General features: G+C 69.7%; 8 protein-coding genes. 1 reads left to right on the forward strand and 7 read right to left on the reverse strand.

What is annotated here, in order from left to right:
* Nucleotides 1-11 precede the first annotated feature (11 nt).
* The 5 genes from FU260_RS18620 to FU260_RS18640 all read right to left on the reverse strand — a co-directional run bounded on the left by FU260_RS18620 (nt 12) and on the right by FU260_RS18640 (nt 7,236).
* Nucleotides 12-1,250 (reverse strand): cell division protein PerM, encoded by a 1,239-nt coding sequence (locus FU260_RS18620; RefSeq protein ID WP_147918403.1) that lies wholly within the window; start codon nt 1,248-1,250, stop codon nt 12-14.
* 67 nt (nt 1,251-1,317) lie between these two features.
* Entirely contained in the window at nt 1,318-2,211 is an 894-nt protein-coding gene (gene sucD / locus FU260_RS18625; protein ID WP_147918404.1) for a succinate--CoA ligase subunit alpha, read from the reverse strand.
* Nucleotides 2,212-2,245: 34 nt separating this feature from the next.
* A complete protein-coding gene (gene sucC, locus FU260_RS18630; protein WP_147918405.1) occupies nt 2,246-3,421 on the reverse strand; it encodes an ADP-forming succinate--CoA ligase subunit beta in 1,176 nt (391 codons plus the stop codon).
* Nucleotides 3,422-3,573: 152 nt separating this feature from the next.
* Nucleotides 3,574-5,619 carry an acyltransferase family protein gene (locus tag FU260_RS18635; protein WP_147918406.1) on the reverse strand — a complete coding sequence of 682 codons (2,046 nt, stop codon included), beginning with the start codon at nt 5,617-5,619 and terminating at the stop codon, nt 3,574-3,576.
* A 99-nt stretch (nt 5,620-5,718) separates the two neighbouring features.
* A complete protein-coding gene (locus tag FU260_RS18640) occupies nt 5,719-7,236 on the reverse strand; it encodes an outer membrane protein assembly factor BamB family protein (RefSeq protein WP_147918407.1) in 1,518 nt (505 codons plus the stop codon).
* A gap of 271 nt (nt 7,237-7,507) precedes the next feature.
* Between FU260_RS18640 and FU260_RS18645 the strand changes: the two genes are divergently transcribed.
* Nucleotides 7,508-9,184, forward strand: a complete 1,677-nt coding sequence (locus FU260_RS18645; RefSeq protein WP_147918408.1) for an alpha/beta hydrolase — start codon at nt 7,508-7,510, stop codon at nt 9,182-9,184.
* Between the two features lie 109 nt (nt 9,185-9,293).
* Here FU260_RS18645 and FU260_RS18650 read toward each other — a convergent pair whose 3' ends face one another.
* Both FU260_RS18650 and FU260_RS18655 read right to left on the reverse strand, forming a co-directional pair.
* Nucleotides 9,294-11,741, reverse strand: coding sequence for a 3'-5' exonuclease (locus FU260_RS18650; RefSeq protein WP_425328559.1), 2,448 nt, complete (start codon nt 11,739-11,741; stop codon nt 9,294-9,296).
* Nucleotides 11,742-11,937: 196 nt separating this feature from the next.
* The gene (locus FU260_RS18655; protein WP_147918409.1) at nt 11,938-13,071 is read right to left on the reverse strand and encodes a hypothetical protein; all 1,134 of its coding nucleotides are present in this window, start codon (nt 13,069-13,071) and stop codon (nt 11,938-11,940) included.
* Between the last annotated feature and the right edge of the window lie 40 nt (nt 13,072-13,111).

Consider the following 13,111-nt stretch of genomic DNA (forward strand, 5'->3'; position numbering starts at 1 on the left):
ACTAGGGCGGGTCACTTTCTCGTCCCGGTGACCTGCTCCCACCAGACGCCCGCCGCCGCGCGCAGCCGGCGCAGACCGGAAGCGGTGATCGGGTGGGCGAGCACGATCACCACACCGGCGCCGAGTGCGCCCTGCCAGGCCATCGCGATCCCGGTGGCGAGCCAGTCGGCACCCATCGTGGCCATCCGGCCCGGACCCACTCCCCCGGCGGCCAGCGCGCTCAGCCCGCCGAGCACCAGCCCGGCGAGCACCGCGCCACCCACGACGGCGCCGAGCATGCTCAGCGCACCACGTTGGCGCAGCCGGCGCGCCATCCACACCCCGGCCGCCAGACCGGCGAGCAGGCCGACCAGGCCGAGTACCGGCAGCTGGCCGAGCAGTCCGTCCGGGTCCGGCAGCGCGCCGAGCAGCGGAACCAGCGGCACGGGCCCCGCCTCGATCCCACTCGGGGCGAAGACCGTGTCCGCGCCCACGGCGAACCCGGGCCCGAGCAGATAGGCCGCCACCCAGAGCATCAGGTTCGGCAACACGAGCAGCTGCGCGAGCACCAGCACCACCGCGCTGACGACGTCCGGGCCAAGCTGATCGTGCACCTCCCGGATCGTTCCGAAGCCGGTAACCACCATCCAGGTGGTCGCCACGGCGGCCACGCCGACGTGCACCAGGGCGATCCGCCAGCCCAGCCCGACGGCGTCACGCGCCCAGGCGGGAAGTCTCGCCTTGGCCTTCACCCACCAAGACGGCGCCGGCACCCCGCGCAGCCCGAGGCTCACCCCGCACACCGTCACCAGGACGGCCCCGAGCAGCCCACGCCCAGCTCCCGGCGTAGCCGCGAAGGTGACGAACGCCGTCGTGAGTGCGAGGTAACCGACGGCGGCGAAGACGCCGGTGGCCCACGAACCCAGGCGGGCCCGGCGGACCGAGGCGGCCAGCACGCCCAGAGCCACCAGAGTGATACCCAGCGGCATCAGGGTGATCGTCAGGTCCGCCAGCGTGATGCTCGCGCCATGGCCGAGCAGCCAGGTGGCGGTGCCGACCCGGGCCGCCTCGAGCCAGCCGGCCGAGCCGAGTTCCGGTGAGGAGGCCGTGGCCACGTAGGTGGCGATCGCCGGGATCGCAACCACCAGCCAGCTCAGCACCGCGGCCTCACCACCGGCGAGCAGACCACGCAACCACTGGTCCGGGAGCTGCACGCGGGGGGTCGCGCCGGCGGGTTCGACCACCCGGCGCGCACTGGTCGAGGTACTCACTCCCTCATGGTGCGCCAACGCCGCCCCAGCGCTGGTGTGCCGGGGCGGCGTGTCGAGCGGTGATGGGTCAGGCGGAGAGGATCTCCTTGACCAGCTCAGCGGCGTGGGACGGGGTCTTCCCGACCTTCACCCCGACCGCCTCGAGGGCTTCCTGCTTCGCCTGCGCGGTGCCGGAGGACCCGGACACGATCGCACCGGCGTGACCCATGGTCTTACCCTCCGGGGCAGTGAACCCGGCCACGTAGCCGACCACCGGCTTGGTGACGTGGGCCTTGATGTACTCGGCGGCCCGTTCCTCGGCGTCGCCGCCGATCTCACCGATCATCACGATCACGTCGGTCTCCGGGTCGTCCTCGAAGGCCGCGAGTGCGTCGATGTGGGTGGTGCCGATCACCGGGTCGCCGCCGATGCCGATGGCGGTGGAGAAGCCGAACTCCTTGAGCTCGTACATCATCTGGTAGGTGAGCGTGCCGGACTTGGACACCAGTCCGATCGGGCCCTTCCCGGTGATCGTGTGCGGGGTGATCCCGGCCAGGGACTCCCCGGGGGTGATGATTCCCGGGCAGTTCGGACCGATCATCCGGGTCTTCTTGCCCTCGAGGTAGGCGAATACTTCGGCACTGTCCTGCACCGGCACGCCTTCGGTGATCACCACGAGCAGCTCGATACCGGCGTCGATGGCCTCGATCGCGGCGTCCTTGGTGAACGCCGGCGGTACGAACGCCACGGAGACGTTCGCCCCGGTCTCGGCCATCGCCTCAGCCACGGTGCCGTACACGGGCAGCGTGACGTCGTTGCCCTGGTGATCCTTGTGGCTCACCGTGGTGCCGGCCTTGCGCGCGTTCACGCCGCCGACGATGTTCGAGCCAGCGTCCAGCATCAGCGCGGTGTGCTTGGCACCCATCCCGCCGGTGATGCCCTGGACGATGATCTTGGAGTCAGAGTTCAGGTAGATCGACATGTCTGTGTGTTTCTCTCTCGGCTTCTGGGGCGGCTCAGGCGTGGGCCAGCTCGGCGGCCTTGTCGGCCCCGCCGTCCATGGTCTCGGCCAGGGTGACCAGCGGGTGGGCGCGATCGTTGAGGATCTTGCGCCCGAGGTCGACGTTGTTGCCGTCCAGGCGGACCACCAGCGGTTTGGTCGCGGCCTCGCCGAGCAGGTCCAGGGCACCAACGATGCCGTTCGCGACCTCGTCGCAGGCGGTGATCCCGCCGAAGACGTTCACGAACACGCTCTTCACCTGCTCGTCACCGAGGATCACGTCCAGGCCGGCGGCCATCACCTGGGCGTTGGCGCCGCCGCCGATGTCCAGGAAGTTCGCGGGCTTGACGCCGCCGTGGGCCTCTCCGGCGTAGGCGACCACGTCCAGGGTGGACATCACCAGGCCGGCGCCGTTACCGATGATGCCGACCTGTCCGTCCAGCTTGACGTAGTTCAGGTCGTTCTCGGCGGCCTTGGCCTCCAGCGGGTCTGCGGCCTCCGCGTCCTCGAGCTCGGCGTGCTCCGGATGGCGGAAGTCGGCGTTGGCGTCCAGCGACACCTTCCCGTCCAGGGCGACGATGTCACCCGCGCCGGTCTTCACCAGCGGGTTGACCTCCACCAGGGTGGCGTCCTCCGCGGTGAACACGGTCCACAGCTGCTGGATCACGGCGGCGACCTTCTCCGCCGTTCCGGCCTCGAACCGGGCCTCGCGAACGATCTCGGCGGCCTTCGCCGCGTCGATGCCGACCAGCGGGTCGATGGCCACCTTGGCGAGGGCCTCGGGACGCTCGACGGCGAGCTGCTCGATCTCCACACCGCCCTCGACGCTGGCCATGGCCAGGTAGCGGCGCTCCGCGCGGTCCAGCAGCACGGAGAAGTAGTACTCCTCGGCGATCTCCGCACCGGCGGCGATCATCACCCGGTGCACGGTGTGCCCCTTGATGTCCATGCCGAGGATCTCGCCGGCGCGCTCAGCGGCCTCATCGGCGGACTTGGCCACCTTCACCCCACCGGCCTTGCCGCGGCCACCGACCTTCACCTGAGCCTTGACCACGACCACGCTGCTACCGGCGCCGAGCATCTGCTCAGCCGCGGCGCGGGCCTCCTCGGGGGTCGTGGCGACGATGCCAGCCAGCACCGGAACCCCATGCTTCTCGAACAGATCTCGTGCCTGGTACTCGAACAGGTCCACCTGCGCCTCGCCCTTCGTCTCACGCGCCGTCCTCGATGCCTCGACATCGAGACTTTCCTGAGAAGGGTACCGCGCGAGCGAAATCCCGGGCTTCCGTCGGCAGGTGACGTGCCCCACGGTGCGGGCAGCAGAGCAGGGCGCTGAGGTCGGTGTCAGCCGGCGAGCTCGGAGAGGGCGGCCTCGACCACATCCGCGTAGAGGTGCATCCCCTCCATGTCCGGGTGGATGTTGTCCGGCTGCAGCTGGTCCGGATGCTCGGTGGCGGCGGTGTTCCAGTCCGCGACCACCACGTTCGGGTAGTCGGCAGCGATCTCCTCGAGGTTCTCGTTCGACTCCGGCACCCAGGAGCTGGCGCCGTAGATGTTCACCAGCACCACCTCGCGCTCGGGCCCGATGTCGTCGAGTGTCTCGCGCACGATCTCCTGGTCGCGCACGCCGGCGTTGGTGCCGGCGGCGATGATCACCACGTCACCGATCGAATCGTCGTCGATCGCGTTCTCGACGGCTGCCTGCACGTCCGGCCACTGCCGGTTGGAGACGGCATCGATGTTCATCTCCGGGAAGGCTTCGGTCAGCCCCGGCGCAGCCACGTACATCATCGAGTCACCGAAGCCGGAGATCTCGTCAGCGGCGTCCCCGCCGCCCGAGCTGCTGCCGTCGTCACCGGAACCCCCGGAACCGTTCGATCCCTCGGAGTCCTCGGAGCCGCCGGAGCCTTCGGAGTCACTGGAGCCTTCGGAGTCACCGGCCCCGTCGGAGTCACCGCTCTCCGCGTCACCGCTGCCGCCGGACTCGTCCTCACCATCGCCGGATTCCTGCTCACCATCGGTCGCACCGGAATCCTCGCCGGCACCCTCGCCGGCCTGCTCCTCACCGGAGGCACCAGTTCCCGGATCGGCCGCCGTACCGCCACTGACCAGCCCGGCTGCTTCGTCCATCGCTATCTCTACCTGGGACCGGTCCGGCGCCGTGCCGATGGCCACACCGAACAGGGCCAGGCAAGCGACGGTCACCCCGGCACCGATCCGGGCGGAGGTGAGCCGGCCGGGGGCTGCGATCGCGCCACCGATGCGGCGGAAGGTCTCCCTGAAACCGTTCCGGCGGACCGGGTTCTCGATCCATCGGAACGAGGCCGCTGCGAGCGCGATGCTCAGCACCAGGGCAGCGCCGCGCTGCAGCCAGCTACCGAGACTGTCCGGGGCCACGGCCGGGGTGAACGCTGCGAGCAGCAGGATCACCGGCCAGTGCCACATGTAGATGCCATAGGAGCGCTGGCCGATCCACACCAGTGGGGGGAGGTCGAAGAAGGCCCGCAGCGCGTTCCGCCGGCCGGGGAAGGCGCCGATCACCAGTGCCGTGCAGATCGAGGCGAGCAGGATGCCGCCGCGGTAGGCAAATGAGCTGGACGGCTCCAACCAGAACATCAGCACCACCAGGCCCACCAGTCCGGCGATGCCGAGCAGCACCCGGGAGCGGGCGTACCACCGCTGGGCGAAGATGTTCCAGGACTCCGAGGCGGCGCTGATGGCCATCGCGGCCCCGATCATCAGACCGAACGCATGGGTGTCCGTGCCGTAGTAGACCCGGGTCGCGTCCTGCCCGGGGGTGAACAACACCGCCATCAGGATGGCCGAGGCGGCCGCCAGGCCGAGCAGGATGCCGACCCGCTGCCGGCCGGTGCGGGTTGTGGCCATCAGGATGATGAACGCCAGCGGCCAGATCAGGTAGAACTGTTCCTCCACCGCCAGCGACCAGAAGTTCACGAACAGCTGGGGCGAGGTGGTGTTGAAATAGCTCGAGCCGGCGCTGATCTCCAACCAGTTGTTGGAGAAGGTGAGTGCGCCGATCACCTGCCGCTCGATGTGCACGAGCAGGTCGTTGCCGGCGAACAGCGCCAGCACCACCGAGACCACCACCACGGTGGCCAGAGCGGGCAACAGCCGGCGGGCACGGCGGGTCCAGAAGGAACGCAGGTCGAGCTTGTGGTTCTTCCGCAGCTCGCGCACCAGCAACGTGGTGATCAGGAACCCGGAGATGACGAAGAAGACGTCCACGCCCAGGTAACCACCGGGCAGGCTGAGCGGGCGCAGGTGGAACACCAGCACAGCCAGGATCGCCACGGAACGCAGTCCGTCCAGGCCGTGGATGTGACCAGACTGTGCTGTCGAGCTCTCGGCCGCCCCATCCCTAGGGGTCACACCGTTCCCCTTCCTCGAGAATGACCACCAGCCTCAGGATACGGTCCAGCGCCCGCCAGGCTGCGGGCACACGCCGGAGCGCGCCTGAGCCGCTGCGCCTCAGCTGCCCTGCGCCACGGTGAGCAGACTCGGCTGCTCCTCGTTCTGCGAGCTGAGCACCGCAGCGGAGTCCGTGCTGGAGAGCCACCCGGCGGTGACGTCCTGCCGGTCGATCTCCTCCCCGGTGCTGGTGTCGATGCGCAGCAGCTGCCCCTGCGGCCCATCCGGTGAGGTGACCACAGCGGTCAGCACACCGGCCTCGCTGACATGCCCGAGGGTCAGAAAGCCCGCGCCCTCTCCGTCACCGGCCACCCACAGCTCCTCACCGGTCTGGGCGTCCAGGGCGGTGAGCAGGTCGTCGCCCGTGGAGACTACCCACGCGTTCCGCTCGCCGGCAGGGATCGGATCCACCTGAGCAGGCACCTCCATGTCCAGGCCGGACTGACCGGGCACGCTCCAACGCTCCTCGCCGTCAAATCCGAGGGACTGCACCGGTGCGTCCTCGGTGGAGAGGTCCACCCGCAGGCACCCGTCGACGGCGGCGTCCGGGGCCGCGAGTCCGTCACCGAAGCAGGGCGCTACGTCGTCTGCGGGCTGCAGCAGGGTCTCCGGATCGTCCTCGCTGGTCCAGTCCAGCAGGGCCGACGCGCTGACGCCCTCAGTGCCCCAGAGCTGCAGGATGGCCAGATCGGCTGTCACCTGGCTGACCCGGAGCTCCTCGTTCTCGTTCTCCGGCCGCAGTTCCTCCGCTGCTGGAACCTGCCAGCCGATCTCCCGGGCATCGACCTCGCCGCTGGCCGGGTCGAACCGTTGCACGGTGAGCGCCTCGTCGGTCACCTCGGCGCTCCACACCTCATCGGTAGCCAGGGCATCGGTGGTCTGCACGGTGCCGGCGCTGGGCAGGTGCTCCTCGCGCACCTCGCCGCTGGCGGCGTCCAGGGTGATGACCCCGGCACGGTCCGGTTCAGTACCCGCGCACGGCGGCCCGTCGGACGTCATCGACACCACCTCCGCGGCCGGAAGAGCGCTGAACCGCCACGGATCACAGCCGCCCAGGTCCTCGGCGGACAGGCTCCACAGCTCCTCACCGGAGGCCCAGTCCAGCATCGTCAGCGCGCTGCTGTCCCCGTCCGGAGTGAGCACAGCGACCCCTGCCTCGGTGGCGAGCGTGGTCGGCTCGTAGTAGTCCTCGATCACCCCGGGGTAGGTCCACAGCTCTTCACCGGCGGCGTCGTACGCGGCGACGTCCCGGGTCGTCCCGTCGTCGCTGTTCTCGGGTTCGCCGACGGCCAGCACCGCGGTGCCGGGTGTGGACGCCACCACGATGGCGCCAGCAGGCACCTCGACCCAGTCCCCTAGCTCCACTGAGGGCTGCGTCGGATCCTGGCTCGGGTCCGCGCCGCCGTCGGAGTCCGCGCTGCCGTCGGAGTCCGAGCCGCCGGCCGCAGCGTCGCCGCCGCCGGGATCTTGACCCTCGGTGCCACAGGCCGTGGCGAGCAGGGCCAGGCCCAGCCCAGCGGCCGTCACCACCGTGCTGCGGATCAGGCGATGCTGGTTGCGAATACGACTGATGGACATCTTCCCCCTCAGGTAGATGTGATCTCACGCCTGGCCCCCACCGGACGCTTCGACATTCAGGTCGGCCGGGGCCGTCCCCTCGAGTGCAGTGGACTCTGCCACAGTCCGGCCACGAGTGCACGCATGAATTCGGCTACGTCCAAATCTCCCCCACGCGGTGGAGACACATCGGCCGGAGGGAGTACACCGCTCGTCCGCGCCGTCCGCCGCTGTGGTGAACCTCACGCTGAACCCTTGTCCAGCCTGAGACCGAATTGTTACGAAGGGGTGCATGAGACGCAAAGAGAGGGTCCTCAGATCAGCACCAGCAGCCGCGATCGCCGCCGCCGCGATCGTGATGGTCGGAGCCGTAGTCCCTGCGGCCGCCACACCTGCTCCGACCGGTGGCGGATCGGCAGGTGCCGAACGAACCCAGGTAGACGCCCCCGTGCCCGACGTGAACTGGGGTGACTGTGGCGAGGGCCTGGAGCAGTTCGACTGCACCAGCGTGGAGGTGCCCAGCGACTACGACGAGCCGAACGGGTCGACCACCGAGATCGCGATGACCCGGATGCCGGCCACCGATCCGGAGAACAAGATCGGGTCGCTGTTCCTGAACTTCGGCGGCCCCGGCGGCCCGGGCGTGCAGAACCTGCAACTGATGGGTGATGCCCTGTTCACCGACGAGGTTCGCGCCCAGTTCGACATCATCGGCTTCGACCCGCGCGGCGTCGGTCAGTCCGATCCGGCGACCTGCTTCCCGGACCAGGAGACGGAGAACGAGTTCCTCGCCGGGATGGATGCCTTCCCGATCACCCAACGCGAGGAGAGGCGGATGATCGCGCAGTCCGCCGCCCTCGGTATCTCCTGCACCGCGGTCTCCGGGGACCGGATCTCCACCTCGTCGACGGCGAACGTTGCCCGGGACATGGACCTGCTCCGCCAGGCCGTGGGCGATGAGGAGCTGAACTACGTGGGCTACTCCTACGGCACCTTCCTCGGCGCCACCTATGGTCAGCTGTTCCCGGACCGGATCCGCACCATGGTGCTGGACGGCACCGTGGACCCGGAGGCGTACGTCGGTGAGGGCGACGACCGCACCATGGGCCGGCGGATGGGCCAGCACGTGGCCACTGACGAGACCTACCAGCAGTTCCTGCAGCTGTGCGAAGAGGCGGGACGCCAGCAGTGTGCACTGGCCGGGCTAGGTGACCCGGAGCAGGTGGTCGAGGATCTGTTCGACCAGCTCAAGGAGAACCCGGTGGACCTGGAGCTGCCGGACGGGTCGACGATGGAGTACGGCTACGACGACGCCGTGATGACCATCTTCCAGGCGATGTACTCGCCTATGCAGTGGGGCGACCTGGCCGCCACCCTGGCGGCGCTGGTCGAGCCGGCAGAGGCCAACCGCGCCTTCTCCACCCAGTCCGGTGGGGTGGACTCGATCCGGGACTTCCTCCGCGCGATCGGGTTCTTCCAGGACTACGCCTCGGTCGGCGGGGCGATCGCGAGCACCTGTGTCGATGCCGAGCACCCGGGCACCCTGGCCGACTACCCTGCGCAGGCCGACGCCGCCGAGGAGGAGGCCGAGCATTTCGGTGCGGCCCGCGCCTGGGTCGGTTCGCAGTGCGAGACCATCAGGGCCAATGACGAGGACGCCTTCACCGGCCCCTGGGAGCAGACCACCGACGCCTCCGTGCTGGTGATCGGCACCCGGTACGACCCGGCGACGCCGTACGCGTTCACCGAGCCGTATGCGGACCTCTGGCCGAATGCGAGCATGCTGACCGTCGAGGGCTACGGGCACACCACGATGATGACCCCGAGCGCATGTGCGAACACGGCGATCGAGGACTACCTCATCGACCTCGAGGCCACCGACGGGGCGACCTGCACGCAGGACGTTGCCCCGTTCGCCCCGGCCGCCCAGTCCGAGCAACCGGAGGTGGCCCCGGCCACGATCGGCTGACCCACCCCAACCGCGAACGCGTCAGCCGCGAGGGTCGCCTTGATGTCGCAAATCCACCGGATCCCGACATCAAGGCCACCCTCGCGGACTGATCAGTGCCAGTGAACGCTCAGAGTTTGGTGACCGGGGAGTAGCGCAGCAGCAGGCGCTTGGTGCCGCTCTCGCCGAAGTCGATCTTCGCCACGGAGTTGTTCCCCGAGCCTTCCAGGGCCACTACCCGGCCCATCCCGTAGGCGTCGTGGGTGACCCGGTCGCCGATGTCCAGGCTGGGCACGTCCGCGCGCGGGGTCGCTGAACCGAACGACGGCGCAGCCTCGCCTCGCGTGGTGCGCGCCGCCGGGCGGGACGGTCCTCGGGAGCCGCGCCGCCCGGTACCCGACCCGATCGCCCCGCCGACGAACGACCCGCCCCGCAGCGTGGCCGAGGATGCCTCGGCGCGCTCGTAGTGCACCAGCTCCTCGGGAACGTCGGCGAGGAACCGGCTGGCCGGGAACTCGTTCGGCAGGCCGAAGGTGGTGCGCACCGCGGCGCGGGTGAGGTAGAGCCGCTCCCGCGCCCGGGTGAGCGCGACGTAGGCGAGCCGGCGCTCCTCAGCGAGCTCGCTGGAGTCGGCCAGGGACCGTTGGTGCGGGAAGGTGCCGTCCTCGAGGCCGGTGACGAACACCACCGGGAACTCCAGCCCCTTGGCGGTGTGCACGGTCATCAGCGTGACCATGCCCTTACCGTCGTCGTTCTCCGGGATCTGGTCAGCATCGGCGACCAAGGCGACCCGCTCCAGGAAGGCGCCCAGATCGCCGTCCGGCTCGGCGGTGGTGAACTCGGCGGCCACCGCGTGCAGCTCGGCCAGGTTCTCCACCCGGGAGGCGTCCTGCGGGTCGTTGCTGGCGCGCAGCTCGGCGAGGTAGCCGGAGCGGTCCAGGGCAGCGTCGAGCACCTCCGCCGGCGTGGCATCGCCCTCGGCGAGCTCGCGCAGCCCGGTGATCATTTCGGCGAAGGACTGCACGTTGGCCATCGACCGGGTGGCCAGGCCGAGCACGTTCTCGTGGTCGTCCACGGCAGCGCCGAAGGAGATCCGCTCCCGTTCGGCGTGCGCGGCGAGCATTGCCTCCGCGCGGTCCCCCAGACCGCGCTTGGGCACGTTCAGGATGCGTCGGATACTCACCGAGTCGTCCGGGTTGATCACCGCGCGCAGGTAGGCGATCGCGTCCTTGATCTCGCGCCGCTCGTAGAACCGGGTACCGCCGACCACCTTGTACGGCAGCCCCACCCGGATCAACACTTCTTCCAGCGCGCGGGACTGGGCGTTGGTGCGATAGAAGATCGCCACCTCGCCGGGCACGATCTTCCCGGCGTCCACGAGCCGGTCGATCTCCGTCGCGATGTACCGGGCTTCCTCGTGCTCGTTGTCCGCCACGTAGCCAACGATCTGCGGCCCCGCACCGGAGTCGGTCCACAGGTTCTTCGCCCGCCGGTCCGGATTGCGGGAGATCACCGAGTTCGCCGCCGTCAGGATGGTCTGTGTGGAGCGGTAGTTCTGCTCGAGCAGGATGGTGCGCGCCTGCGGATAGTCGGTCTCGAACTCGACGATGTTGCGGATCGTCGCACCCCGGAAGGCATAGATGGACTGGTCGGCATCGCCGACCACAGTGAGCTCGGCGGGCGGAAGCGAAGGCGCTGAGTCCTCGGCAGGTGAGGCTCCGCCGTCGGGCTCAACCCCGGTGAGCTCACGGACCAGCACGTACTGCGCCTGGTTGGTGTCCTGGTACTCGTCCACCAGGATGTGCCGGAATCGGCGCCGGTAGTGCTCGGCCACTGCGGGGAAGGCCTGCAGCAGGTTCACCGTGGTCATGATCAGGTCGTCGAAGTCGAGCGCATTCGCCTGCCGGAGCCGTTCGGCGTAGAGCCGGTAGGCAGCGGACAGATTCTGCTCGAAGGGGTTCGACTCGGAGACGGACGCGGAGTAGGCGTCCGGATCAGCTCGTTCTTCAGGTCGGAGACCCGGTGGCTGAACATCTTCGGTGGGTAGCGCTTCGGGTCCAGGTCGAGCTCGCGGCAGACTAGGGTCATCAGCCGCTGGGAGTCGGCGGCGTCGTAGATGGAGAACGAGGAGCGCAGTCCGAGGGTTTTCGCCTCCCGGCGCAGGATCCGCACGCACGCCGAGTGGAACGTGGACACCCACCATGGTCCGGGCCCGGTCGCCGACCAGCTCGGCCACCCGTTCGCGCATCTCCGCCGCGGCCTTGTTGGTGAACGTGATCGCGAGGATCTGCCCGGGCCGGGCGCGGCCGGTGGCGAGCAGGTAGGCGATCCGGTGGGTGAGCACCCGGGTCTTGCCCGAGCCGGCGCCGGCGATGATCAGCAGCTGCCCGCCTTCGTGCTCCACGGCGGCGCGCTGCTGCGGGTTCAGGCCCTCGAGCAGCGCTTCGGCGGCCAACGACGGCGGAGCGTGCGTCCCGCTCTCGGCCTCCTCGGCCGCGGGTGCGGTGGGCAGGTGGGAGTTGGAGCCCAGCGGGGGTGCGCCGTCGAACATGGGCAGGTCATCGAACAGTGAGGTCATGGCGGGTCCGAGCCTACGTGCTGGCGCCGACATCGTGGCGCGGTGTCCACCGGGCTCCGGCCGCTCGGCGCAGTGGAGAGTTATCCACAAGCCGGTGCCAGGGGTGCGGCTCGGCCGTAGACTCCGTAGGCATGGCGGACCACCTTGCTGGAACAGGACCGGCCCGACACCGACTGACGCGCTACGGCAAGGAGCGTCAGTTGGGCAGCCAGCGGTCCGTGTCCTGATCGAAGGTCCACGCCCGGGGAGCGCCTACCTGAACCGAGGTGAGCCAGTGGGTCGCGTCCGGGCCCCAGCCGGCGATCATCGTGGCGCTGTGGTCATCAACGGGCAGAGGGCGGGTGGCGCCGGCGAGATAGGCGGCAGTGGTCAGGTGCACCGCGTCGTGCCGCTCGGCAACCGCGGCCCAGTCCGGGATGACCCAGCGCCCGTCCCGGCCGGTGACCCGGTACCAGTCGTGCCGGCGGGAGTCGGTTACCTCGAGTGGATGCGACCGGCACAGGTCGGCCCAGACCTGCGGGTGGTCGATCTCCAGCACGCGGGCACCAGCGGGCACCTGCACCTCGAAGGCGCGCGCCTGGTCGTCGCCGGCGTCCTCGGTGAGGTCCAGCCCGGCGGGCACACCGTCGATCGCGCGGGTGGAGTCCACGCCGTCCGGGAAGGACCACCATTCACCGCTGATCGGGGCGTCGATCTCCGCTGGCCGTAGGCCGGGGGTCGGGGACCAGCCCTCCTTCGGATACTCGACCCGGTTCTTGCGGCGCAGGGTAGCCGCTCGGTGCTCCTCGGCGAGCGTCTGCTTCCGCCACTCGGCGAGGTTCGGAGACTTCCCTTCGCGTGGGTCGTGGCCCCACCAGCTGACGGCCCACTGCTCCGGTGCCATCGGCGCGATCCACCAGTCGGGAACATGCGGGGCGAGCCAGGTGGCGATCCGGGCGAGACCGTGATCCAGCTCCTGGTGACCGGCGAGTATGTCCTCGCCGTGCGGCGCCTGCCAGTACATCGCGGTGGAGACGGACTCGACCAACGCCTCGGCGACCCGGGTGGGTGCCGCGCCGCCCGCAGGCAGGTCGACCTGCTCCAGGAGCCGGGCCACATCGCCGACCGTCGGGATCGCACGCGCCGCCTCGGCCGCCCGTGCCGCGTCCATCTCTTCTTGCGTGGACCCCGGCGAGAACGCCATCGCCCGGTGTAGTGACGTGCCCTTGCCGGGGTCCAGCTCGTAACCGCGATCGAACACGGCCAGGCGAAGGGCCTCGTCCAGCACGCAGGCGAGGCTCAGGCAGAGCCGCCGCCCCCTCGGGCCGATCGTCAGCAGCTCAGGGTGCATCACGCGAACCTAGCAGCCGTCAGCTCCCGGACTCAGACGT

This window comes from Ruania zhangjianzhongii, from assembly GCF_008000995.1.
Classification (GTDB): Bacteria; Actinomycetota; Actinomycetes; order Actinomycetales; family Beutenbergiaceae; genus Ruania; species Ruania zhangjianzhongii.

Bases quoted from the DNA above. Each gene is read 5' to 3' on its own strand.
- FU260_RS18640 (WP_147918407.1), bottom strand. From the start codon at position 7,236: ATGTCCATCAGTCGTATTCGCAACCAGCATCGCCTGATCCGCAGCACG.
- sucD (WP_147918404.1), bottom strand. From the start codon at position 2,211: ATGTCGATCTACCTGAACTCTGACTCCAAGATCATCGTCCAGGGCATC.
- FU260_RS18650 (WP_425328559.1), bottom strand. From the start codon at position 11,741: ATGACCTCACTGTTCGATGACCTGCCCATGTTCGACGGCGCACCCCCG.
- FU260_RS18655 (WP_147918409.1), bottom strand. From the start codon at position 13,071: ATGCACCCTGAGCTGCTGACGATCGGCCCGAGGGGGCGGCGGCTCTGC.
- FU260_RS18645 (WP_147918408.1), top strand. From the start codon at position 7,508: ATGAGACGCAAAGAGAGGGTCCTCAGATCAGCACCAGCAGCCGCGATC.